Below are 22,826 nucleotides of genomic sequence, written 5' to 3'. Positions count from 1 at the left end.
TTCCCGGGCTGATGTCCGGTCCACTATGCGTTCGATGTATACACGGCATGTAGAGATGCTGTGTATACGAGGGGCGACCGGAATCCGCCCGCGCCGTCCGCCCGGTGACATCCCCGACCGGCCGCAGTGCACCGGCACCCCGCCGACGCCAGACCGAAAGGCACGTATGTACAGCAAGGCATTCGCCCCGGAGTACCAGGGCGCTCTGACCACCCTGTCGGTGAACTCGTCGCTGACGGACGTCCTCGCCGCCGGCACCGAGCGGCTGCGCGCCGCCGAGCGTGCCGGGGAGCACGCCGAGGCGGCCCGCTCCGGACTCGCGGTCGCCGAGGCCCACCGGCGGCTCGGCCAGGTGACGGACGCGGACCGCGCCTGGAAGGCCAGCTACCGCACCGCCCGGGAGGCGGGGGACACCGGTGCCATGGCCTGGGCGCTGTGGAGCGGCGGGACCCTGGCCAGGCAGCGCGGGGCCTTCCCCCTCGCCCGACGCCTGCTGCGGCTGGCCGCCGAGCTCGGCGAGGTCGCCGGGGACGTGGTGGTCCGCGGCTACTCGCTCGCCGGACTCGCGGAGACCGGGCGGATCCAGGGCGACTACGCGGCCGTCGCCGCGCTGCACGAACAGCTGCTGGCCGAGGCGCGGAAGCGGGGCGAGGCCCGCCACACCGTGTGGGCCCTGGAGGGCATCGCCCAGATGCACCGCAACACCGGGTCGTACGAGACCGCGTACGCGATGTTCGAGGAGGCCGCCGGGATAGCCGCGCGCGCGGAGGACCGGCGCGGCCACGCCTGGGCGCTGCGGGGGCTGGCCGACATCGTCTCCGTGCGCGACGGTGACACGCGCCGGGCGCTGGAGCTGCTCGCCGAGGCGGAGGTCTCCTGCCGGGAGATGAACCTGGTGAGCGCGCTCGCCTACAACCACAAGATGCGGGGCAACGTCCTGTACCGGGCCGGGCGCATGGAGGAGGCCCGGGACATGTACGCGCTGGCCCTCGCCGAGTTCGAGGGCATGAGCGAACCGCGTGGCCGGGCACTGGCCCGGCTCGGGCTGGTCAAGTCCCGGGCCCGGCTCGGCCGCGACCGCGCCGAGACTTCGGCGGACCTGACCGAGCTGGCCGGCCTGCTGGAGGACATCGGGCTGCGGCACGGGCGCGCCCTGATCGACCGGGCCCGCGCCGAACTCGGTCTCGACGAGTTCGCGTCGGCGGGAACGGCACCGGTCGGGACGGGGGCGGAAACAGCCCTGGCCCAGGGGCGGCCGGACCACGGCACACCCGGAACCACGGCCGACGGGACCGGTCCTGCCGCCGACGCGGGCGCGGAGGCGGGCCGGTGACCGCCCTCACCACTCCGTACGCGGACGAGCGGACGGCACCCGCCGACGTGTCCCGCCTGCTGCGCCGCTGCCGCGAACTGGTCGCACCCGCGCTCGGCGAGGCCGTCGGCACCCTGCACCCCTGGGTCGGGAAGATGGCCGGTTACGCGCTGGGCCGCGTCGAGGCCGGCGGGACGCCCACCGTGCGCAGTCCCGGCAAGGGCGTACGGCAGGCGCTGGCGGTGCTCGGCGCCGAGGCCGTCGGAGCCCCCGCCGAGGCAGGCGTGCCGGCCGCGGTCTGCGTCGAACTCGTGCACACCTTCTCGCTGTTGCACGACGACATCATGGACGGTGACCCGCTGCGTCGGGGCAGGCCGGCCGTGTGGAAGGCGTACGGCACCGGCCCCGCCGTCCTGGCGGGGGACGCCCTCTTCGCCCTCGCCGTCGAGACGCTGGCGGCAGGACCCTCGCGCGCCGGCGCCGTACCGCCGCGCCGGGTCGAGGCCGGTCCTGCCGAGTCCCTCTCGCGGAACGCCGGGCCGACTCCCGTCCACATGCCGGCGGCCGTACGCCGTCTGACCGCCGCGCTTCGCGACCTCGTGCACGGTCAGGCGGACGACCTGCAGTTCGCCCGGCGTCCGTGGTCCGGCCCCGAAGCGGTGAGCGTGGGGGAGTACGAGACGATGGCCGAGCGCAAGACGGGTGCCCTGCTCGGGTGCGCGCTGGCGCTCGGGGCCCAACTCGCGGGAGCGGGAGGGGAGACGGTCACCGCTCTGGACCGCGCCGGCCGTCATCTGGGCGTGGCCTTCCAGATCACGGACGACCTGCTGGGCATCTGGGGCGACCCGGCCGTCACCGGAAAGCCGGTCCACGGCGACCTGCGCCAGGGCAAGAAGACCCTGCCGGTCCTCGCCGCCCTGGACACGCCGGGCCGTGCCGAACTGACCGGACTGTTGGCCCGCGCCGCCCGGGACGACTCCGCCGTGCGGCGGGCGGCGCTCCTGGTCGAGCGGTGCGGTGGCCGCGCGGCGGCGCTGAGCGCGACCCGGCGTCATCTCGCCGACGCCGAGGCCCTCTTGGCGGCGGCCGCGCTGGCTCCGCGTCCGCTCTCCGAGCTGCGAAGCCTCCTCGCGGGCCTCACGCACCGCACCGTCTGACACCCTTCGGCCCCCGGTCCCGAGGACGGGCCGGGGGCAGGCGACGGGCGACCGCACACGCATACCGGCAGCGGCGACGAACAACTCGTCCCCGCAACGGACTTGGGACCGTCACCGGCGCGGCCGACGGTCCCGCGTCCTTCCGCCGGTCAGTGCTGCTGGGCCTTCTGCGGCGTCGCCTCGCTGGGCCGGACGACGACGAACCCCTCACCCTCCAGCTTGAGTTGCACCGCCTCGCCCGAACCGCCCCGGATCATGGACCCGAACGACTGCGAGCGGTGCAGCGAGGTGTTCAGGTGCGCGCTCCAGCCGACCACCGCGTCCGTGTCCACGTACACCGGCTGCTGCGGCGAGACCGGGATGACCAGCGGATTGCCCTCGCAGATCAGCCCGAGCCTGCCCTGCCCGGTGAAGACACTGTTGAACAGGCCGCCGCCGGAGATGCCCGCGCCTTTCACCGTCTTTATCTCGTACGACAGCGAGGCGTCGAAGCACAGCACGTTGCGTCCGTTGACGGTGAAGACGTCACCGGGCTCGACGTCCACGATGAAGCAGTTCTGCGCCTCGTGCGCGAACCACGCCTCGCCCTGTCCGCGCACCGCCATCAGCGCCAGTCCCTCACCGGTGACCGCCCGCTTCAGCATGCCCCCCACACCCTGGCCCTTGCGCTCGAACTGCAACGCCCCACGCCAGGCGATCATCGCCCCCTGCCGCGCGAACATCTCGCCGTTCACGGCGTACTTGATGGACTTGGCGTTCTGCACGGTCATGCCGGGCGCTACGGCCGGCTGCACCATGTGGTCACTGGAAAAGAGGTCACCCTTCATGGGCGCATCTTGTCCCGGAGCGGTCCGTTCCGACAAGATCGTTTCCCGTCGGGCGGCGATCCAGGACCGAACTGCAACATGGCACCGGTGTACCAGCGACGGCGGCGGGACGACCGCCCGGGTGTACTTCCCGAGGCGCCGGCGCGGGTGCTTCCGTAGGCTGGCCGGGGAGGCACTCATGACAGTCCGCCGGATCGGTCTCGTCACGCACGGAGGACGCCGGGAGGCCGTGGACGCGGCCCGCAGCGTCCGCGCCTGGTGCGAGGAACACGGTGTGCAGTGCACGGACATCGACGTGTGGCACGACGGCGGCCGGCACAGCGCCCACGAGGAGAACGAGGCCGCGGGCGACCCCGACCTCGTCGTCACCCTGGGCGGTGACGGCACCTTCCTGCGCGGAGCCCGTCTCGCCGCCGAGAACGACGCCCTCGTCCTCGGGATCGACCTGGGCCGGGTGGGCTTCCTGACGGAGGTGTCGGCCGCCGCGGTGCGCTCGGCACTGGACGCCGTACGCGAGGACCGCCTCACCGTCGAACAGCGCATGCTGCTCACCCTGCGCGCCTCCCGTGCCTTCGAGGTCCCGCCGGACATGGAGGCGCTCATGCGCTACGGACGCGGCCCCCTCCTGCCGCCTCCCGGGGTGCGGACGGACTGCGACACCGGTGACGAATGGGGCGTGGCCCTGAACGTCACCGCGCTCAACGACATCGTCCTGGAGAAGCTGTCGCGGGACCGGCAGGTGTCCGCCGGCGTCTACCTGGCCGGGCGGCTCCTGGCGTCCTACTCGGCGGACGCCCTGCTGGTGGCCACCCCGACCGGCTCGACCGCGTACAGCTTCGCCGCCGGCGGCCCGGTCGTGTCCCCCCGCACGGACGCGCTGATCTTCACCCCGGTGGCCCCGCACATGACGTTCAACCGGTCGGTCGTGGCCGCCCCCGACGAGCCGATCGCCCTGCGCCTGCTCGAACGCTCCGGCCAGGCGGCGGTCAGCATCGACGGCCAAGTGCGGGGCGTGCTGGAACCGGGCGACTGGATCGGCGTCTACGCGGCCCCGCGGCGGCTGCGCGCCGTCCGGCTGGGCCCGACCGACTTCTACGGCCGGCTGCGCGAGCGGATGAACCTCACCGATGCGCCCGCCGCGATCGCGGACGGGGACGCCGCCCCCCTGTGGCCGCAGACCACACCGCCGCCCCCGGACCTCGCGCATCTGGCCATGCCGCCCAGGCCGAACCCGCCCGGCTGAGAAGGGCGCCCCGGCGCCGACAGGGTGCCGCGCCGCCGTGCGGACCTGGCCGCGCTTCCCGTGGGAGAAGCGGTCAGGACCTGACCGCTTCCCGCGCCACGATGGGCGCATGCCGAAGACCTCCGCGCGACTGCTCTCCCTCCTCTCGCTGCTCCAGGCCCGCCGGGACTGGCCCGGAGCCCTGCTGGCCGAGCGGCTGGAGATCAGCCCGCGCACCGTGCGCCGTGACGTGGACCGGCTGCGGGAGCTGGGCTACCCCGTGGTGGCCACGAAGGGGCCCGACGGCGGCTACCGGCTCGACGCGGGCAAGGACCTGCCCCCGCTGCTGTTCGACGACGAGCAGGCCGTCGCCCTGGCGGTGGCCCTCCGGATCGCCGCCGCCACCACCGGCGCCGGCATCGAGGAGGCCGCGGTGCGGGCCCTGCACACCGTCCGGCAGGTCATGCCGGCCCGGCTGCGCCACCGCGTCGACGCCCTCCCCGTCACCGCCGTGGCGCGCCCCGCCGACCGGCCGGACCCGCAGGTCGACACCGGCGTCCTCGTAGCGCTCGGGGCCGCCGTCCACGCCCACGAGGAGCTGCGCTTCGACCACGTCCCCGGCGCGCCGAACCGGCCGGGAGGGGACGCCGCCGGGGCTACGCGGCGCCGCGTGCAGCCCCACCACCTCGTCACCTGGGACGGCCGCTGGTACCTGGTCGGCTGGGACCTCGACCGTGAGGACTGGCGCGTCTTCCGGGCCGACCGGATCACCCCGCGCACCCCCACCGGACCCCGCTTCGTCCCGCGTGAACCGCCCGGCGGGGTCGCCGCCTTCGTGGCCGGGAGGTTCCGGGGCTCCGAGAGTTCGGGAGGGTGGCCGTGCCGCGGTGAGGTGATCCTGGGCCTGCCCGCCGCCGCCGTGTCCCGCCACCTCCGGGACGGGATCGTCGAGGAACTCGGCCCCGACCGCTGCCGGCTCGTCCTGGGCTCGTGGTCGTGGGCGGCCCTGGCCGCCTCCGTCGGCAGGTTCGACGCCGACTTCGAGGTCGTCGGCCCGCCCGAACTGGCGGACGCCGTCACGCGGTTGAGTCGCCGCTGCGCCGGTGCGGTGAGCGCTGCTCCGCGTCCGCGGTGAGCACGTCTCCACGTCCGCGGTGAGCGGCGGGCCCCGTGGACGAACCGCTCCCGGCGGAAGGGCGGGCGCGTTCCCGGCGGATCACCGCCGGCCACCGCCGAGGGGCACGCACGGCAAAAAGGTCCGGGCCGGCGGTGGTGCTCGCCGGCCCGGACCTCGGACAGGGCTCAGACCAGGTCGAACCGGTCCAGGTTCATCACCTTGTCCCACGCCGCGACGAAGTCCTTCACGAACTTCTCCTTGGCGTCGTCACTCGCGTAGACCTCGGCCAAGGCGCGCAGTTCGGAGTTCGAACCGAACACCAGGTCGGCACGGCTGCCGGCCCACTTCAGCTCACCCGTGGCGGCGTCGCGGCCCTCGAAGGTGCTCTGGTCCTCGGAGGTCGCCTTCCACGTCGTCCCCAGGTCGAGCAGGTTGACGAAGAAGTCGTTCGTCAGCGAGCCCGGGGTGGTGGTGAGGACGCCGAGCTGCGACTGCCCGTGGTTGGCACCGAGGACGCGGAGGCCGCCGACCAGGACCGTCAGCTCGGGGGCGCTCAGGGTCAGCAGGTTGGCGCGGTCGAGGAGCAGGTACTCGGCCGGCAGGCGGTTGCCCTTGCCCAGGTAGTTGCGGAAACCGTCGGCGGTCGGCTCGAGCGCGGCGAACGACTCCACGTCGGTCTGCTCCTGCGACGCGTCCACGCGGCCCGGGGTGAACGGGACCTGGACCTCGAAGCCGGCCTCCTTGGCGGCGCGCTCCACGGCGGCGGCACCGGCGAGCACGATCAGGTCGGCGAGGGAGATCCGCTTGCCGCCCGACTGCGCGGCGTCGAAGGACTCCTTGATGCCCTCCAGGGTGCGCAGCACGGCCGCCAGCTGGTCGGGGTCGTTGACCTCCCAGCCGCTCTGCGGCTGGAGGCGGACGCGTGCGCCGTTGGCACCGCCGCGCTTGTCGCTGCCGCGGAAGGAGGAGGCCGAGGCCCAGGCGGTGGACACGAGCTGGGACACCGTCAGGCCCGAGGCGAGGACCTGCTCCTTGAGGGAGGCGACGTCCTCGGCGTCGACGAGTTCGTGCGTGAGGGCGGGCAGCGGGTCCTGCCACGGCAGCACCTCGTCCGGGACCTCGGGGCCGAGGTAGCGGACGACCGGGCCCATGTCACGGTGCGTCAGCTTGAACCAGGCACGGGCGAAGGCGTCCGCGAACTGGTCGGGGTTCTCCAGGAAGCGGCGCGAGATCTGCTCGTAGGCCGGGTCGAAGCGGAGCGCGAGGTCGGTCGTCAGCATCGTCGGGGCGAGCCGCTTCGACGCGTCGTGGGCGTGCGGGATGGTGCCCGCGCCCGCTCCGTCCTTGGCCACCCACTGGTGCGCGCCGGCCGGGCTCTTCGTCAGCTCCCACTCGTACCCGAAGAGGTTCTCGAAGAAGCCGTTGCCCCACTGCGTGGGCGTGCTGGTCCAGGTGACCTCGAGGCCGCTGGTGATGGTGTCGGCGCCCTTGCCGGTGCCGAAGGTGTTCCTCCAGCCGAGGCCCTGCTCCTCCATGGAGGCGGCCTCCGGGTCGGCGCCGACGTGGTCCGCGGGACCCGCGCCGTGCGTCTTGCCGAAGGTGTGGCCGCCCGCGATCAGGGCGACGGTCTCCTCGTCGTTCATCGCCATCCGGCGGAAGGTCTCGCGGATGTCGCGGGCCGCGGCGAGCGGGTCCGGATTGCCGTTGGGGCCCTCGGGGTTGACGTAGATGAGGCCCATCTGGACCGCGCCGAGGGGGTTCTCCAGCTCGCGGTCGCCGGTGTAGCGCTCGTCGCCGAGCCAGGTGGTCTCGGGGCCCCAGTAAACGTCCTCGTCGGGCTCCCAGACGTCCGCGCGGCCGCCGGCGAAGCCGAAGGTCTCGAAGCCCATCGACTCCAGGGCGACGTTGCCGGTGAGGATCATCAGGTCGGCCCACGAGAGGCTCTGGCCGTACTTCTTCTTGACCGGCCACAGCAGGCGGCGGGCCTTGTCCAGGTTGCCGTTGTCCGGCCAGCTGTTGAGGGGCGCGAAGCGCTGCTGGCCGGCTCCGGCGCCGCCGCGGCCGTCACTGATGCGGTAGGTGCCGGCGCTGTGCCACGCCATCCGGACCATGAAGGGGCCGTAGTGGCCGTAGTCCGCGGGCCACCAGTCCTGGGAGGTCGTCAGGACCTCGGCGATGTCCTGCTTGACCGCCTGCAGGTCAAGGGACTTGAACGCCTCGGCGTAGTCGAAGTCCTCGCCGAGGGGGTTCGCCACCGCGGGGTTCTTGGCGAGGATCTTCAGGTTGAGCCGCTCCGGCCACCACTGACGGTTTCCGCCGCCCTGCGTCGGGTGCGGCGCGCGCCCGTGCGCGACCGGGCAGCCACCGCCGTCCTCTGTTTTCGCGTCTGTGACGATTGCATCATGGTTCTCAGACATGGGAATCCTTCCGGACCAGGCGGATCACGGTGCTCAAAGACTGCGGGCGGTGGAACAGTTGAGGCGCGGGCCCCGGGAGGAGATCCCGGCCCCGATGGCCGGAAGGCGGTCGTCGGCGGTCGCGGCCGGGCGGGGGCCACGAACGCCGCGCGGCTCACCTCGGCACCGAGGCGGTCACCGTCCCCGACGGTCCGGAGCGGTGGGACGCGGACGGCCGCCGGCCGCCGTGCGGTGCCGCGGGGCTTCCCGGCGGTGATCCCGTCACGTCTCAGTCTCCTGCCGTACTGGGTCGTCCTGTCCCTTGGCTATTGCCGGAACCGATCCTACGATGGACAGAGTCCAAGTCAATAAGCATGCCAAATCCACAGGGGATCGAATCCGGACGTCCACGCCGAACGTGAACATCCCACCGAGCCTGAATAGGTGAACCGACATGAGTGACCTGCTGGAGCGACTGCGCGGGCGTGGCTGGCGGATGACGTCCCAGCGGCGCGTCGTCGCGGAGGTCCTCGACGGCGACCACGTCCATCTCACGGCCGACGAGGTGCACGCCCGCGCAGCCGAGCGGCTGCCCGAGATATCCCGGGCCACCGTCTACAACGCCTTGGGGGAGCTGGTGTCCCTCGGCGAGGTCATCGAGGTCTCCACCGACGGCCGCGCCAAGCGCTACGACCCCAACGCCCACCACCCGCACCAGCATCTGGTCTGCTCGGGCTGCGGCACCATCCGCGACGTCCACCCGACCGGCAGCCCGTTGGCGGACCTGCCTGCGGAGGAGCGGTTCGGCTTCACGGTGTCCGAGGCGGAGGTCACCTACCGCGGGCTGTGCCCCTCCTGCGCCTGAGGGCGCGAGGAGAGACAACCGGCGTCTTCCCGTCGGCGGGGGCGGGCTCCGGTCCCGGCCCGCTCAGCCGCCGTCACCGCCCGTGTGCCCGACGGCGAGGGGCTCGAAGGCGACGCGTGTCGTCGAGCCGTCGTCCGCCCAGCGCACCTCGACTCCGTGCCCGTCCGCCGACACCCCGGTGACCGCCCCGGCGAGAGGCACCGGTTCCGGCTCCTCGGTGAGCGTGGCCAGGCTCGCGTACACCGCGGTGCCCTCGGCCTCACCCGTGAGCCGCGGGACCCGGGCCCAGGAGGTGAACGCCGTGCCCTGGGGCGCCCGCGCCTCGTCCGCCTCGCTCCAGCCGTGCAGCGGATGCAGCGCGGAGTGCGGGCTCCCGTCGGGGCCGGTCGCCCAGCCCGTCTGCTCGACGAGCGCCCCGGGCGGGGCGCCCACGACCCGGTGCACCCGCAGTTCGAGCCGGCCGCGTACCACGGTGACGCTCTCCACCCGCAGCCCCGGCACGGTCGGCGGACCGCCCGCGAACACCGGCCGGTGCCAGGACGCCGCCCACCCCCAGCCGTCCCCGCCGCCCGCCCCGAGCGGATGTATCCGGCGCCGCACGCTGCGCGCCCCGCCGACGACCAGCCCCAGGTGGTTGTCCGCGACGTTCCCGGCGGCCGTGGGGCCGGTACGGGTGCTGTAGGCCTGACGGCCGTAGAGCGGGTCGTTCTCGGCCGCCGACTCGCCCTCGTGCGGGCGGACGTGGTCGCTGCCGTGGTTGTGCAGCCGGACGATGCCGTCGGAGCCCGTGCTCTGCACCAGGAACCCCGGCGCCGGCAGTGCCAGGACCCGGTCGGGTCCCTCGCTGGGCGCCGGCTCCTCACGGGCCGTCCACAGCAGGTGCCCGTCGGGCGCGAGCAGACCGACGAAGGCCTTCGACGCCCAGTACGGCGAGGCCGGACCCGAGTAGCGCTGCAGGGTCGCCGCGTGCGGGCCGTGCCAGCCGAGGCCGAGCAGGCCGTTCCCGTCGACGGCGCCCCGGTCCAGGAAGTGGCGCAGCGCGCCGCTCATCAGCCTGCGCGAGGTGCCCGGGGACAGCGGCGTGTCGCCGGTGACGGCGCCGAGCGCCACCGCCGAGGCGGCGGCGAACCGGTAGGTGAGCGACCGGCCGAAATGCACCGGCGCCCCGTCGGCCCCGAACATCAGGGAGTAGCTCTCCAGATGCTCACGCAGCCGGGCACCGTACGGGGCCGTCCCCTCCGTGCCGGCGAGATGCGCGTCGAGCACCGGATACAGGTGCAGGGCCCACCCGTTGTAGTGGTCGAAGGCGCGCCCGTCGCCGTCCGCGTACCAGCCCTGGCCCCGGTACCAGCCCTCCAGCAGCCCGAGCGCCCGCTCCCTCGCGCGGGCCGTCCGCGCGTCGCCGCGGCCGACCGACTCCAGGAACCCGGCGACGGTGTACGGGAAGAGGTACCAGTTGTTCGGTGCCGGTACGTGCTCCAGGGCGCCGCTCAGCCATCGCGCCGCCCGGTCCCGCACGTCGCCGTCGAGGCGGTCCCACAGCCACGGGCGGGTCAGGCGCAGGCCGAGCGCCACCGACGCGGACTCCACCATCGGCTGGCCCTGCACATGGTGGTCCAGGATCAGCGGCCAGGACTCGGCGTCGTCGCGGCCGGGCGTGCGGGTGCCGGCGGCCAGCCCGTCGGCGTAGCGGTCGAGCCAGCCGTGCGGGTCCTTGCCGTCGGCGCCCGCGGTCCGGAAGGCGGCGGCGAGGAACGTACGGGCGTACCCCTCCAGCCCGTCGGAGCGGGCGCCTGAGACCGACGGGGGTCCCGGCAGGTCGAGCAGGGCCCCGCGCGGCGTCGCCCAGCGCCAGGCGGCGCGCAGCAGGAGGTCGGCGGCCGTCTCCCAGTGGGCGCGGGTGTAGCCGGTGAAGGGGCTCGACTCGCGGTCGTCGGCGGGAAGTCCGGGCATGGTCATGCGAGGTAGGCCAGCCTTTCGTGTCGTACGGGATGGGCGAAGCCGTCGCCCGCGGCCCACCGGGCGACCTCGCCGACGGCGAGCTCGGCCAGGCGCGCCCACTCGTTGCCCTGGGAGCCCGCGAGGTGAGGGGTGATCAGGGCGCCGTCGCAGTCCCACAAGGGGTGGTCGGGCGGCAGCACTTCGGGGTCGGTGACGTCCAGGACCGCCCGGATCCGGCCCGCCGTGACGGCCTCGGTGAGCGCCTCCTGGTCGACCACCGCGCCGCGGGCGGTGTTGACGAGTACGGCGTCCTGCCGCATCGCCGCGATGAGTTGACGGCCGACGAGTCCGCGGGTCGCGGGCAACAGCGGGGTGTGGACGCTGACGACGTCGCTCCGGGCGAACAGCTCGTCGAGTTCCACGGCCCGCACACCCAGCGCGGCGGCCTCCTCGGCTGTGACGTACGGGTCGTGCAGCAGGACCCGCAGATCGTAGGGACGCAGCAGCTCGATCACCCGCCGTCCGACCAGGGAGGCGGACAGGATTCCCACCGTGCGGCGGAAGTTGCCGACGTCGCGCGGGGTGCCGAGCCAGTCGTCGCGGCGACGCGCCACGCGGTGGTCGCGGGCGCGTTCGAGGACGCGCTTGCCACTGAGCAGGATCATGGCGACCGTGTACTCGGCCACGGGCAGGGCGTTGGCCGCGGCGGCGGAGGACACGTCGAGGCCCCTGTCCCAGCACGCCGTGGTGACGTGGTGGCGCACCGACCCGGCGGAGTGGACCACGGCTCGCAGCCGGGGGGCGGCCTCCAGCACGGACGCGTCCAGCACGGGACAGCCCCAGCCGGTGACGAGCACCTCCACGTCGCGCAGGACGGCGCGGGCCCGTTCGGTGCCGAGGTCGTGTAGGGCGGGCGGCGGCACGAGGTCGCAGACCCGGCCCAGCGCCTCCACGGCGTCCGGGGTGAACACGGCCGCCGCGGCGTCCGGCCCCATGGCGAGAGCGGTGCGCGGGAGGGTGCGGCCGCCTGACGAGGTGTGCATGGTGCTCCTGGTGTACGTGCGGGTCCTGCCGGGGTGCGTGGGCCAACGCCGGTCCGGTGCGCGAACGCGCGTGCCGCACCGGCCCGTCGGGCTATTTCACCGCGCCCGCCGTGAGCCCCGAGCGCCAGAACCGCTGGAGCAGCACGAAGGCGGCGATCAGCGGCAGGACGGCCAGCAGGGAGCCCATGATCACGACGGGGTAGTACTCGGGCGAGACGGACGCCGAGCTGTTCCAGGTGTAGAGGCCGAGGCTCACCGGATAGAGGTCCTGGTCGGACAGCATCACCATCGGCAGGAAGAAGTTGTTCCATATCGCCGTGAGCTGGAAGAGGAAGACGGTGACCAGGCCGGGGCCGAGCATACGCAGCGACACCCGTACGTAAGCGGTGAGTTCGCCCGCGCCGTCCACGCGGGCCGCCTCCAGGACCTCGTCCGGGACGTAGCCCTGGCTGAAGATCCGCCCCAGATACACTCCGAAGGGGTTGAACAGCGCGGGGACGAACACGGCCCAGAAGCTGTTGACCAGTCCGGCACCGGACGCCATCAGGTACAGCGGCAGAGCGAGCACGGTCTGCGGCACCATCACGGCGGCGAGGACCAGGCCGAACAGCTTCTCCTTGTGCCGGAAGCGGTACTTGTCGAACGCGTAGCCGCAGGCGACGCTCACCAGCGCGCTGACCGCGGCGCCCAGCACCGCGTACAGCAGGCTGTTGGCGTACCAGCGGCCGTACAGGCCGCCGTCCATGGCGAAGAGGTCGCGCAGGTTCCGCGCGAAGGAGAAGCCGCCCGGTGACAGCACGTCGCTGCCGAACAGCGCGTCCCGGTTCTTCGACGCGGCCAGCACCAGCCACAGCACCGGCAGCAGGGTGTACAACACCCCCATGCCGACGACGGTGTTGACGGCGGCGCGGCCCAGCAGCCGGGGGCGCAGCGCGGTGGGGGAGCCGGTGCTCATCGGGCGGCCTCCTGTCGGGCACCCGCGCGGTTCGTCCAGCGGGTCACGCCGTACGAGAGGGCGATGGTGAGGATGAGCAGAATCACCGAAGCGGCCGCGGCGAGGCCGTAGTTGTTGCGGGTGAACGCCGCGTCGTAGATGTACATGCTTGGCGAGAAGCGGGAGTTGATCATCGGTGTGGACTGGCTGAGCAGCATCGGCTCGGTGAACAGCTGCAGCGCCCAGATGAGGGTGAACATGGCGACCATGACGACGGAGGAGCGCACCAGCGGCGCCTTGACGCCCAGCGCCGTACGGACCGGTCCCGCGCCGTCGACGACCGCGGCCTCCAGCACCTCGCGGGGGACGGCCTGCAACGCCGCGTAGAAGATCACCATGTTGTAGCCGAGATTGCTCCACAGGGCGATGTTCACGATGGCCGGCAGCACGGTGTGCACCCCGAGGAAGTCGACGGTGATGTCGGCCCGGCCCAGCAGTTCGACGACCGGGCTGATCCCCGGCGTGTACAGGTACAGCCAGATCAGGGCGGCGATGATGCCGGGCACCGCGTGCGGCAGGAACAGGCCGAGCTGTGCCCAGGACCGCAGGCGCACGACCCCGGAGTCGAGCAGCAGCGCGAGGGCGAGGGCGCCGGCCACCATGAGCGGGATGTAGACGAGGCAGTACAGCACCACGATCCCGAGGCCGCCGAGGAACGTGGGGTCGGAGAGCACGGCGGCGTAGCTGCGCAGACCGACGAAGACCCGGCGCTCGGGGCCGAATCCGAGCCCTGGCTGGTCGTCGCTGAAGAAGCTCAGCCACACGGCGGTCGCCACCGGAACCAGGAACACCGTGGTGAGGAGGAGGAAGAAGGGCGCCATCAGGACGCCGCAGGCGAAGCGTTCACGACGGCGTGCCGAGGCCCGCCCGGCGGAGCCGGCCGTGGCGCCGGCCGGGCGGGCCGTCGCGCGGACCGGGGGTGCGGTGGTGGTCAAGGTGGTCACCTGCCTTGATCGGTGAGGTGGGGTCCGCGTCGGTCAGTCGCTGTGCTCGGTGGTCGCCAGTCCCAGCGCCTTCAGGTCCGGCATCGTCCCCTCCTGCGCGGTCCTGACCGCGTCCACCAGGGACATCCGGCCGGCGCCCGCGCGGGCGAAGCCGTCCTGCATGACGCGGTTGGTCGCGGTCATCCGCGGGCCCCAGGTCCAGCCGTCGCGTATGACCGCGGCCTCCCGCTCGAAGAGGCGGTAGATGTCCTGGCCGCCGTAGTAGGAGCGGTCGAACGCCTCGCGGCCGACCTTCACCAGGGCGGGCGCGGCCGGGTACTGGCTGCTGGTGCCGCTGGACAGACGGGCGCGCAGCGCGTCGGGGTGCGAGACCTGCCACTCGATGAACTCCATCGCGGCCTCGGGGTGCGCGCTGTCCCTGGTGACCGCGAAGGTCGAGCCGCCGTGCGTGCCGACCGCGGGCCGGGCGGTGTCCCACCGGGGCATCGGCGCGATGGACCACTGTCCCTTCTGGCCGGGGCGGGCGTTCATCTGTGCCCCCGCGTCCCAGGCGCCGCTGAGCCGTACCAGGACCAGCCCGCCGCCGATCTGGGCGTCGCCGCGCCGGCTCTCCACCTCGTTGACGTGGACGAGGTCGTCGTCGACTAGACGCTGCCAGTAGGCGGCGACCTCCCGGGTGCGGGCGTCCGTCAGCGAGACGTTCCACGCGCCGTCGCGGGTGTCGAACCACTGCGCGCCCGCCTGCCACGCGTACGCGGCGAACTGGGAGGCCCCGTCGGTGGGGAACAGCGCCAGTCGCCTGGTGCGGGACCTGCGCCGCACAGTGCGGGCGAGTGCCTCGAACTCGTCCCAGGTGCGCGGGACTTCGAGGCCGTAGTGCTCGAACAGGTCCCGGCGGTAGTGCATCACCATCGGCTCCACGTCGAGCGGGACCGTGAAGACCCGGTTCTCGAAGGTGGTCAGGCCCCACGCCTGCGGGAGGAGCCCGGCGCGCAGCCGGTCGCTCAGCAGCGGGGTGAGATCGCGGGCGACGCCGTCGATGGCGAACCCGGGCACCTGCGGGTACTCGATGGTCGCCACGTCCGGGGCGTTGCCCGCCCGTGCCGCGTTGCTGAGCTTGGCGTATCCGCCCTGTCCGCCCGAGGGGATCTGCTGGAAGTCGACCTGGACGCGGTCGTGCGTGCGGTTGAAGGCGTCGACCACCTCCTGACTGCCCCGCAGCGCGGACCAGAAGGTGATGCGCGTCGCCCCGCCCCGGCTCCGCGACCCCCGGCTCTCCCCGGAGGAACAGCCGGCCGCCGCGCCGGTGAGGGGGACGGCGGCGATCGAGGTGAGCAGGGACCGGCGGCTCGGTCGGCCAGGCATGGACGCCTCCTGCGGCTCAGATGCGAGACACGGGCATCCTGATCGACTGAGTGAGTGGGGGTCAAGAGACCGATCAGAAGAAACGAAAGCGGTCAAACGATCGGCGCAGTGCGGGTGGATCCCCGGACCTTCAGCTCGGGCAGCAGCTCCACCCGGCGCGGCCGGCCGGGCGCCGACGCCCGCGTGCCGTCGAGCCGCTCCAGCAGCAGAGCGGCCGCCACCCGGCCCACCTCGGACTTCGGCGGCGAGACCGCGGTCAGCGGGGTGCTGCCCAGCGCCGCGACCACGTCGTCGTAGGCCACCACCGAGCAGTCCTCGGGGACGCGCATCCCGCTGTCGGCGAGCTGCTGTACCAGCATCAGCGCGTCCACGTCCCCGTGCAGCACGGCGGCCGTGGCGCCCCGCTCCCGCATCAGCGCGGCCAGCGACTCGGGGGCCGTCTCGCCGGAGTCCGCTCCCGCGTCCTTCGCGCTCAGCACGACCACGGAGTCCTCGACACCGGGCCGGTCGGCGACGATGCCGGCGAAGGCGGCCCGCAGCGCGCGTGCCGTGGGGCTGTCGTCGCGGGCGGCCAGCACGATGCGCCGGTGTCCCAGACCGGTCAGGTGCTCGACCGCCAGCCACATCCCGAACCAATGGTCGGAGCAGACCGAGTCGACGGCGTGCAGCGGTCCGCCGGGGCGGGGCCGGCGCTCCATCAGCACCGTCGGCACCCGGATGCGGGAGAGCCAGTCGGCGTCGGCGGCCTCCGACGCGGCGGTGCGCCAGCGGGGGGCGATCAGCAGTCCCCGGGCGCCGTCCGCGAGGGCCCGTTCCACGATGGGGCGTTCCGCGCCGGGCGCCTGGGGGGCGATGTGCAGGGCGACGCGCATCCCGGCCTCCGCCAGGACCGCACGCGCGCCGTCCATGGCCTCGTACAGGTAGGTGTGCCGCTCCGGCACCACGAGCGCCACCGGCCCGCCCGGCCGGTCCGGCGGGGCGGGCGGGGGAGTGCTCGGCTCCAGCGCGTCGGTGACCGGACGGGCGACGCCGTGACCGCGGCGCAGCCGGCCCGCGCGGGCCAGCTCCTCGACGTCGCGCCGGGCGGTGACGACGGAGACCTCCAGTTCGGAGGCGAGGTCGGTCACCTTGACGGCGCCTCGGGACTCCACGACCGCGAGAATCCGCTGCCGCCTGACCTCGCCCGGTTCCCGCATGCCCGTGATCCCCTCGCGGCCCGATCGCTCGTGTTCGTTTGAGCGTTTCGAGGGCGAGCATATCGGGCCGGGCGTGTCGTGGGTCCGGTGGGGATCACCCGGTCGGAGCACCGGCCGCGGTCCCGGACGGGGGCCGCGGCCGGTGGCCGGCTCAGCTGAAGGGGTCGAGGGTGAGGTACGCCTGCTGCGGGTTGCCGTCGTGCACCAGCGACTCGTGGTTGCCGACGTCGTCGAACGCGAACGCGTACGCCTTGCCGTCGGCCATCTGCGCGTGGATCTTCCGGGCGTAGTGGTTGGTCACCGTGTCCTGGTAGAAGCTCGCCGAGCCGGTGTCGGGCTGGTTGGGGTTGACCAGCAGCGTGGAGCGGTTGAAGCCCGCGCACAGGGTGCGGGAGATGGGACCGCGCACCAGGTCGTTCGGGGCGTCCAGGAGTTTGTAGCAGCCGAAGATGCTGTCGGAGTCGGGCTTCTGGAAGCTGGTGACGATCGCGCCCGCCGCGTTGGTGAAGTTCATGACGTTCCCGGAGACGCGGCCGTAGTACTTGGTGTTCGGCTGGTCCGCGAACGGGGTCACCGTCAGAGTCGACGAACTGTACTTCTGCCAGACGCGGTTGACGTAGTCGTCCATCACATTGCCCGGCAGCGCCCCGCTCTCGATGCCGTGTCCGGGGGCGAGGGCCCGCAGGACGGTGCCGTCGGGCGCGGTCTGGATCAGGTTGGCCCAGCCGCCGGGCTGTCCCCGCAGGGCGTTGAAGAACCCGGTGTAGCCGCCCGGCTTGAGGTGGCCGGTGTTCTTCGTGGTGCCGTCGGCGAGCTGGACGCCGACGGCGTAAGGGGCGGAGAACATGTCGACCTGCGTGCTGTTGAGCCACAGTCCGCTGTCGTTGAGCGTGTACTCGGACCAGTTGAAGAGGGTGTTGCGGTTGGGGTCGCTCGGGTTCTGCACGGCCGGCTGCACGAGACCGCCGGTCGTCAGCCGGAAGTCGAGCTTCTTGCCGTAGGAGAAGTAGATCCGGCCGGAGAACTTCGGGATGCGGATCGTCTTGGACTGCCCGTTGGCCGGTCCCACGATCGACGCGTCGGGCGCGGGCGTCGGCGGGTTGCCGCCGGTCGGCCAGGCGTGGAAGCTGCCGTTCTCGTCGGCCCAGCCCTGCTGACCCGTCGCCAGGAGCGTCCCGAGGTCGTAGATGTAGACGGGGCCGCTGCGACCGGAGTTGTTGGTGAACTTGAGCGGGATGGTCGCCGGGACCGCCGCCTCGGCGCGGGTCGGGGCTCCGAACGCCAGCAGTGCCGCGGCCAGGGTGGCAACGGCCGCCGTCAGTGATCGCCACTTGAGTTTTCTGGGCACGCGCGGCCTCCTCGCGAGGTGGACTCCAAGCGGACGGGAGACGTCCGGATTGTTTGAGAGCGCTCTCAAAGTCGCGCAGGGTGGCGTACATGTCAACTACTTGCGCAGGGGTCGGTGCGCAACCGCCTTTGCCGCAAGGGGTATTGACCCGGTCGCGAGGCACTGGTTGAGTGGCTCATCCACTGACCAAGTGGCTCAGCCACTCAGCCACCTCACGTGGCCTTCGGCCCGACCGCACTCCCCGCACCGCTCGGTCCGAGCGGCCCGCGCCGCCCGAGAAGGAGACCTCCGTGGAGGCACTGCCCCGCGAGACGATCGTGGACGTCCTGGAACACCGGCTGCGCGAGGACATCCTCGACGGCCGCCATCCGACCGGCGGTTACCTGCCCCCGGAACGGCAGCTGGCCGACGGCTACGGCGTCACCCGCACCACCCTCAAGCACGCGTTCGGCCGGCTCGTCCAGGCGGGCCTGCTGGAGACCAGGCACGGGGTCGGGACCAAGGTGCGCGACTACGTACGCCTGGGCGGCGCCGATCTGCTGCCCATGCTCGTGCGCCATGACGCCCGCTGGGTGCACGAGGTGTTCGAAGTGCGGCGCAGCATCGGCGCGTTGATCGCCGAACGGGCCGCGAGGAAGGCGACCCGATCCCAACGCGAGGAACTGCGCGCCCACTTGGCCGCCGTACGGGAGGCGGCGGGCGGCGACGCCGTGCAGCTGGCGGACGTCGAGGTGCACCGAGCGCTCGCGCGCGCCACCGGCAACCGGGTCTACGCCCTGCTCACCAACACGCTGTTCAACGCCTACCTGCCCGTCCGCGCCGCCCTCGCGGAACCCTTCGCCGACCCCGAGGCGGCCCACGACCGGCTGGCGCCCGTGGTGGCGGCCGTGCTCGCGGGCGACGGCCCGCGGGCGCACGCGGCCGCCGACGCCTACCTGGAGGCCACCGAGCGGATCATGCTGGAGGGACTCGCGTGAGGGGCACCGAGTTCACGGAGACGCTGCTCGGCACCGTCCGCCTCGACGACGGGAGCCGCGAGCGCCGCGTCCGCCTCGACCTGCGGGCCCGCGCCGACACCGTGACGGCTCCGCACCGGACGACCACGGCCCGCCTGACCGGGCGGGTCCGCGTCGTCGGCCTCGCGGACGACGGCCGAGCCGAGGGCGAGCTGGAGGTGTCGCCCCTCGCACGGCGGCGCATCCGCTACCGGCTGTCGTTCACGGCGGGCGGACGGCGGCTCGACCTCGACGGCTGGAAGTCGGTGACCCCGCGCCGCCCGGTGCGGTCGATGACCGTCCTGCCGTTCACGCTGTACGAGGACGGGGCGCGCGTGGGCGAGGGCGTCCTGCGCTTCCCGCTCACCACCGGACTGCTGCCCTTCCTCCTCAGTTTCCGCTTCCCGCGCGTCCCCGGCCAGGACACCGCTCAGGACCGGGCGGCCGGGGAGGCGGGCGCCGGGCACATGGCGGCCCGCTGGGACGGAACTCCCGGCCGTACCGAGGTCTGGTACACCACGCTCACCGACCCGGCGAGCGGCACCGGCCTCTGGCTGCACCACGAACTCACCGCGCCCGCCGACGGATCGGAGCCGGTGGCCCACGGCTGGGTCGCCGCCTACCCCCGGAACGGGCCGGTCGAGCACGCCCGCTTCGGGCCCGTCCTGTGGACCGCGCCGACCGACGGCTTCACGGGCGCCGGCGTCACGGCCCGCCCGGGACGACTCGACGGACAGGCCGGCGCGTTCTCCTGGCGGCTCACCGAACACTCCGACGGTCCACCCCTGTTCACCTTCCCGCGCTGGTCCTGGCGCCGCCCGCTGCTGCCCGCCGCCCAGATGCTCCCGGCCGCGCGGGCCACCTACCGGGGGGAGTTCACCCATGGCGGCACAACCCTGACCCTGGACTCGGCACCCGGCGCCTCCGCGCGGATCTACGGGCACGGCAACGCCCGGCGCTGGGCCTGGCTCCACGCGGACCTCGGCGGCGGCGACGTCCTGGAGATCGTCGCCGCCGTGTCCACCCGCCCGGGGCTGCGCAGGCTGCCGCCGCTCGTCTTCCTCCGGCTCAGGCACCGGGGCCGGACCTGGCCGAGGCGGGCGGAGCGCACGGCGGTGGGCTGGCTCGGCGCCGGACGCTTCCGGGCCCGGATCGGCCTGCCCGAGTGGAGCGTCACGGGACGTACGGCACTGCGCCGCGTCCGCGTCGACGTCGTCCAGCCGGCCGCCCGCACCCTGGACCTGGAGTACCGCGATCCGGACGGCGCTCGCGCCCGCTGCCGCAACAGCGAGTCGGCCGACGCCCACGTGGTGCTGGAACGGTGGTGGGGCCGCTGGCGCACCGAGGCGCGGTGGTCCCTGGACGGCACCGCGCACGCCGAGGTGGGGGAGCGATGACCGCCGAAGGACTCGTCGCCGCCCTGCTCGCCGACACCGGCCGGGACGACTGGGCGGGACGGGTGCCGCACCGGCTCGGCACCGTGCTCGCCTCGCTGCCCCGCCCCGCCCGGGCCGGCGTCCGCACCGCCGTCGCCGCGGTGGAGACCTACGCGGTGCTCCGCACCGGCAGGCGCCTCTCCTCGCTCGGCGCCGACGAGCGGGAAGCCGTGCTGGCCTCACTGGCCGCCCGGCCCGCGCTCGTCCCGCTCCTCGACGTCCTCAAGATGCCCGTGCTGCTCGCCGCCGGCACCGAACGGACGGCGGCGACACGGGAGGCGGCCCCGCACCTCCGAGCGGGCGCGCCGGCGGACCCGCCCCTCGACTGCACGCCCGCCGAGGAATGGCCCGCGCGCACCACCGCGGACGCGGTCGTCGTCGGGTCCGGCGCCGGCGGTGCCATGGCCGCCCGCACCCTCGCCCGCGCCGGACTGCGCGTCGTCGTCCTGGAGGAGGGCGCCCACCACTCGACGGCGTCGTTCGGACGCCGGGCGCCGCTCGACCGGTTCGCCGACCTCTACCGGGACGGCGGAGCCACCCTCGCGCTCGGCGACCCGCCGCTGCTGCTGCCGGTCGGCCGCGCCGTGGGCGGCACCACGGTGGTCAACTCCGGCACCTGCTACCGGACTCCGGACCACGTCCTGGAGCGCTGGAGCAGCCGTTACGGATTCGAGGCGGCCGAACGCTTCGGACCGCTGCTCGACGAGGTGGAGCGCACCCTGCGCGTCGCCGCCCAGCCCGTCGACGTGCTCGGCAACAACGGTCTGCTCGCGCTCGCCGGTGCCGCGAAGCTCGGCTGGCGGGCAGGACCCCTGCGCCGCAACGCCCCCGGGTGCAAGGGCTCCTGCCAGTGCGTCGTCGGCTGCCCCACCGGCGCCAAGCAGAGCGTGCAACTGTCCGTGCTGCCCGACGCCTGCGCGGCCGGAGCCCGCATCGTCACCGGCGCCCGGGCGCACCGCGTCCTGGTGCACCGCGACGGTCCCGGCACGCCACGGGCGGCCGGGTTGCGGGCCGGGCGCCGCGACGGCAGCGAGCTGGAGATCCTCGCCCCCCTCGTCGTGACGGCGGCCGGAGCGCTGCACACCCCCGGCCTGCTGCGCCGCTCCGGGCTCGGCGGGCATCCCCGGCTCGGCCGCAACCTCAGCGTCCATCCGGCCACCAGCGTGGCCGGACGCTTCGCCGAACCGGTCACCGCCTGGCGCGGCGTGCTGCAGAGCGCCGGAGTCGAGGAACTGCACGACCAGGGCATCCTCATCGAGGCGACCGCGAGCCCGCCGGGCATGGGCAGCTTCGTCCTGCCGGGCCTCGGCCGCGAACTGCGGCGCGAACTGGAGGACACGGCCCGGCTCGCCACGCTCGGCGCCATGATCGCCGACCGGCCCTCCGGCCGCGTCCAGGGGCGCGGGCGCACCCTCGTCCGCTACGACCTGGACCGCCGGGACGGCGAACGGCTGATGACGGCCGTGCGCGCCATGGGGCGACTGCTCTTCGCCGCCGGTGCCGAGGAGGTGCTCACCGGTCTGCCGCTCGCGCCCCGCGCCCGCTCGCTCGGCGAACTCGACGAGCTGCTCGCCGGTGCGGGACCGCGGAACCTGCACCTGTCCGCCTTCCACCCGACCGGCACCGTCGCGGCGGGCGCCGACCCGCGGCGCGCCCCGGCCGACCCCGAGGGCCGGCTGCGCGGGGTGCGCGGAGTCCTGGTGGCGGACGCCTCCGTGCTCCCCGGATGCCCGGAGGTCAACCCGCAGCTGAGCATCATGGCGGCCGCGCTGGCCGTCACCGGCGGCCAGGTCGCACGAGAGGGCGGGGCGGAAACCCGGCACCCGGGCACCTGAGCCGGCGTCCACCCCAATGGCCCGGCGCCGTTCGCGGCCCGCGCGGTCCGCGCCGAGCATGAGGCGTACGCGTAGGACGGGCGCCGGACCGGCGGGAAGAGGACGAACGGCCATGAGCACACGCATCCCCGATGGTGGAGACCGAGCGAGCCGGACCCACGGGACGGCGGCCCCCGACCGCTCCGGACGCGGGGGCGGACGTCCGGGCCGTACCCGTCAGGTCCTCGCGCTGGCGACGGTGCTCGTCGGCGGCGCCGCGCTCGTCTCGTGCAGCACGGACAGCGGGGACGAGGGCGGCGGGGCCTCCTTCAGCGCGCGGCCCACCCGGCCGGACAAGTCCTCGTTCACGGGGACCCCGCCGTCCGCGCTGGCCTCCTCGGCGGCCTCCGCCATCGACTCCGCCCGGGCGTCCGCGTCGGCGGCGGCCTCCTCCGCCTCCGCGGCCGCCTCCTCGTTCGGGGCGTCGGTCGCCGCCGACACGGCCCGTGGCTCCGCCGCGGCGGAGGCCGAGCTCAAGAAGGTCGACGGCCGCGGCAACGCCCTGTCCGAGGTCGCGATGACGGGCATGCCGAGGGCCCAGACCGGCGGGCTGCTCGCCGTGCTGGTCACCATCACCAACAAGACCGACCAGAAGGCGTCGTACGCCGTGCAGGTCGAGTTCAGGAATTCCGACGACAAGGTCGTGGAGACCCGGTTCGTCGGAGCGGAGGACCTCGCCCCGGGCAAGCGGGCCCAGCCCATCGCCTTCAGCCGGCAGCCCGCCGAGCCGAAACTCACCCCGTACCTGGCCAAGGCCCAGCGCTACTGACCCCGACGGCCGCCGCCCCGCCGGA

Annotated in this window: 18 protein-coding genes; 9 read left to right on the top strand and 9 right to left on the bottom strand. The window is 73.8% G+C overall.

Features of this window, described 5'->3' with window-relative positions:
* The first annotated feature begins 166 nt into the window (after nt 1-166).
* Nucleotides 167-1,333, top strand: a complete 1,167-nt coding sequence (locus ACFYQQ_RS13155) for a tetratricopeptide repeat protein (RefSeq protein WP_388904522.1) — start codon at nt 167-169, stop codon at nt 1,331-1,333.
* Nucleotides 1,330-2,469: a polyprenyl synthetase family protein gene (locus tag ACFYQQ_RS13150; protein WP_388904520.1), complete on the top strand. Its 1,140-nt coding sequence runs from the start codon at nt 1,330-1,332 to the stop codon at nt 2,467-2,469. The genes ACFYQQ_RS13155 and ACFYQQ_RS13150 overlap by 4 nt, the downstream gene beginning before the upstream one ends.
* Nucleotides 2,470-2,618: 149 nt before the next feature.
* On the opposite strand, the gene ACFYQQ_RS13145 is transcribed toward ACFYQQ_RS13150, so the two are convergent.
* Nucleotides 2,619-3,296 carry an AIM24 family protein gene (locus ACFYQQ_RS13145; protein ID WP_355781627.1) on the bottom strand — a complete coding sequence of 226 codons (678 nt, stop codon included), beginning with the start codon at nt 3,294-3,296 and terminating at the stop codon, nt 2,619-2,621.
* Between the two features lie 178 nt (nt 3,297-3,474).
* Here ACFYQQ_RS13145 and ACFYQQ_RS13140 point away from each other — a divergent pair, with 178 nt between their 5' ends.
* Both ACFYQQ_RS13140 and ACFYQQ_RS13135 read left to right on the top strand, forming a co-directional pair.
* On the top strand, nt 3,475-4,539 hold the full coding sequence (locus ACFYQQ_RS13140) for an NAD(+)/NADH kinase (RefSeq protein WP_388904518.1): 1,065 nt from the start codon (nt 3,475-3,477) through the stop codon (nt 4,537-4,539).
* Nucleotides 4,540-4,648: 109 nt separating this feature from the next.
* Entirely contained in the window at nt 4,649-5,653 is a 1,005-nt protein-coding gene (locus ACFYQQ_RS13135) for a WYL domain-containing protein (protein WP_356243462.1), read from the top strand.
* Between the two features lie 167 nt (nt 5,654-5,820).
* Here ACFYQQ_RS13135 and katG read toward each other — a convergent pair whose 3' ends face one another.
* Nucleotides 5,821-8,052 carry a catalase/peroxidase HPI gene (gene katG, locus ACFYQQ_RS13130; protein WP_388904516.1) on the bottom strand — a complete coding sequence of 744 codons (2,232 nt, stop codon included), beginning with the start codon at nt 8,050-8,052 and terminating at the stop codon, nt 5,821-5,823.
* A 433-nt stretch (nt 8,053-8,485) separates the two neighbouring features.
* Between katG and ACFYQQ_RS13125 the strand changes: the two genes are divergently transcribed.
* On the top strand, nt 8,486-8,896 hold the full coding sequence (locus ACFYQQ_RS13125) for a Fur family transcriptional regulator (RefSeq protein ID WP_355795832.1): 411 nt from the start codon (nt 8,486-8,488) through the stop codon (nt 8,894-8,896).
* Nucleotides 8,897-8,959: 63 nt separating this feature from the next.
* Here ACFYQQ_RS13125 and ACFYQQ_RS13120 read toward each other — a convergent pair whose 3' ends face one another.
* The 7 genes from ACFYQQ_RS13120 to ACFYQQ_RS13090 all read right to left on the bottom strand — a co-directional run bounded on the left by ACFYQQ_RS13120 (nt 8,960) and on the right by ACFYQQ_RS13090 (nt 17,727).
* On the bottom strand, nt 8,960-10,855 hold the full coding sequence (locus ACFYQQ_RS13120; protein ID WP_388904511.1) for a DUF2264 domain-containing protein: 1,896 nt from the start codon (nt 10,853-10,855) through the stop codon (nt 8,960-8,962).
* The gene (locus ACFYQQ_RS13115) at nt 10,852-11,880 is read right to left on the bottom strand and encodes a hydroxyacid dehydrogenase (protein ID WP_355792177.1); all 1,029 of its coding nucleotides are present in this window, start codon (nt 11,878-11,880) and stop codon (nt 10,852-10,854) included. Before ACFYQQ_RS13115 ends, ACFYQQ_RS13120 begins: the two co-directional genes overlap by 4 nt.
* Before the next feature lie 91 nt (nt 11,881-11,971).
* A complete protein-coding gene (locus ACFYQQ_RS13110; RefSeq protein ID WP_355792180.1) occupies nt 11,972-12,835 on the bottom strand; it encodes a carbohydrate ABC transporter permease in 864 nt (287 codons plus the stop codon).
* Entirely contained in the window at nt 12,832-13,818 is a 987-nt protein-coding gene (locus tag ACFYQQ_RS13105; protein ID WP_388904510.1) for a carbohydrate ABC transporter permease, read from the bottom strand. The genes ACFYQQ_RS13110 and ACFYQQ_RS13105 overlap by 4 nt, the downstream gene beginning before the upstream one ends.
* Before the next feature lie 33 nt (nt 13,819-13,851).
* Complete coding sequence (locus ACFYQQ_RS13100) at nt 13,852-15,183, bottom strand: ABC transporter substrate-binding protein (protein ID WP_388904508.1); 1,332 nt, start codon at nt 15,181-15,183, stop codon at nt 13,852-13,854.
* A gap of 92 nt (nt 15,184-15,275) precedes the next feature.
* On the bottom strand, nt 15,276-16,379 hold the full coding sequence (locus tag ACFYQQ_RS13095; protein ID WP_388904506.1) for a substrate-binding domain-containing protein: 1,104 nt from the start codon (nt 16,377-16,379) through the stop codon (nt 15,276-15,278).
* Between the two features lie 151 nt (nt 16,380-16,530).
* The gene (locus tag ACFYQQ_RS13090; protein ID WP_388904504.1) at nt 16,531-17,727 is read right to left on the bottom strand and encodes a glycoside hydrolase family 64 protein; all 1,197 of its coding nucleotides are present in this window, start codon (nt 17,725-17,727) and stop codon (nt 16,531-16,533) included.
* A 290-nt stretch (nt 17,728-18,017) separates the two neighbouring features.
* Between ACFYQQ_RS13090 and ACFYQQ_RS13085 the strand changes: the two genes are divergently transcribed.
* The 4 genes from ACFYQQ_RS13085 (at nt 18,018) to ACFYQQ_RS13070 (ending at nt 22,801) form a co-directional block, all read left to right on the top strand.
* Entirely contained in the window at nt 18,018-18,704 is a 687-nt protein-coding gene (locus ACFYQQ_RS13085; protein WP_388904502.1) for a FadR/GntR family transcriptional regulator, read from the top strand.
* Nucleotides 18,701-20,119 carry a hypothetical protein gene (locus ACFYQQ_RS13080; protein WP_388904500.1) on the top strand — a complete coding sequence of 473 codons (1,419 nt, stop codon included), beginning with the start codon at nt 18,701-18,703 and terminating at the stop codon, nt 20,117-20,119. The genes ACFYQQ_RS13085 and ACFYQQ_RS13080 overlap by 4 nt, the downstream gene beginning before the upstream one ends.
* Entirely contained in the window at nt 20,116-21,993 is a 1,878-nt protein-coding gene (locus ACFYQQ_RS13075; RefSeq protein ID WP_388904498.1) for a GMC family oxidoreductase N-terminal domain-containing protein, read from the top strand. Before ACFYQQ_RS13080 ends, ACFYQQ_RS13075 begins: the two co-directional genes overlap by 4 nt.
* Nucleotides 21,994-22,105: 112 nt before the next feature.
* Nucleotides 22,106-22,801 (top strand): hypothetical protein, encoded by a 696-nt coding sequence (locus ACFYQQ_RS13070; RefSeq protein WP_355791504.1) that lies wholly within the window; start codon nt 22,106-22,108, stop codon nt 22,799-22,801.
* The last annotated feature ends 25 nt before the right edge of the window (nt 22,802-22,826 follow it).

It is taken from the genome of Streptomyces sp. NPDC005496, from assembly GCF_042872045.1.
Lineage (GTDB): Bacteria > Actinomycetota > Actinomycetes > Streptomycetales > Streptomycetaceae > Streptomyces.
This window is presented reverse-complemented; position numbering and strand designations above follow the sequence as displayed.

Bases quoted from the DNA above. Each gene is read 5' to 3' on its own strand.
- ACFYQQ_RS13100 (WP_388904508.1), bottom strand. From the start codon at position 15,183: ATGCCTGGCCGACCGAGCCGCCGGTCCCTGCTCACCTCGATCGCCGCC.
- ACFYQQ_RS13135 (WP_356243462.1), top strand. From the start codon at position 4,649: ATGCCGAAGACCTCCGCGCGACTGCTCTCCCTCCTCTCGCTGCTCCAG.
- ACFYQQ_RS13070 (WP_355791504.1), top strand. From the start codon at position 22,106: ATGAGCACACGCATCCCCGATGGTGGAGACCGAGCGAGCCGGACCCAC.
- ACFYQQ_RS13140 (WP_388904518.1), top strand. From the start codon at position 3,475: ATGACAGTCCGCCGGATCGGTCTCGTCACGCACGGAGGACGCCGGGAG.
- ACFYQQ_RS13120 (WP_388904511.1), bottom strand. From the start codon at position 10,855: ATGACCATGCCCGGACTTCCCGCCGACGACCGCGAGTCGAGCCCCTTC.
- ACFYQQ_RS13145 (WP_355781627.1), bottom strand. From the start codon at position 3,296: ATGAAGGGTGACCTCTTTTCCAGTGACCACATGGTGCAGCCGGCCGTA.
- ACFYQQ_RS13075 (WP_388904498.1), top strand. From the start codon at position 20,116: ATGACCGCCGAAGGACTCGTCGCCGCCCTGCTCGCCGACACCGGCCGG.
- ACFYQQ_RS13125 (WP_355795832.1), top strand. From the start codon at position 8,486: ATGAGTGACCTGCTGGAGCGACTGCGCGGGCGTGGCTGGCGGATGACG.
- ACFYQQ_RS13110 (WP_355792180.1), bottom strand. From the start codon at position 12,835: ATGAGCACCGGCTCCCCCACCGCGCTGCGCCCCCGGCTGCTGGGCCGC.
- ACFYQQ_RS13115 (WP_355792177.1), bottom strand. From the start codon at position 11,880: ATGCACACCTCGTCAGGCGGCCGCACCCTCCCGCGCACCGCTCTCGCC.
- ACFYQQ_RS13095 (WP_388904506.1), bottom strand. From the start codon at position 16,379: ATGCGGGAACCGGGCGAGGTCAGGCGGCAGCGGATTCTCGCGGTCGTG.
- katG (WP_388904516.1), bottom strand. From the start codon at position 8,052: ATGTCTGAGAACCATGATGCAATCGTCACAGACGCGAAAACAGAGGAC.
- ACFYQQ_RS13155 (WP_388904522.1), top strand. From the start codon at position 167: ATGTACAGCAAGGCATTCGCCCCGGAGTACCAGGGCGCTCTGACCACC.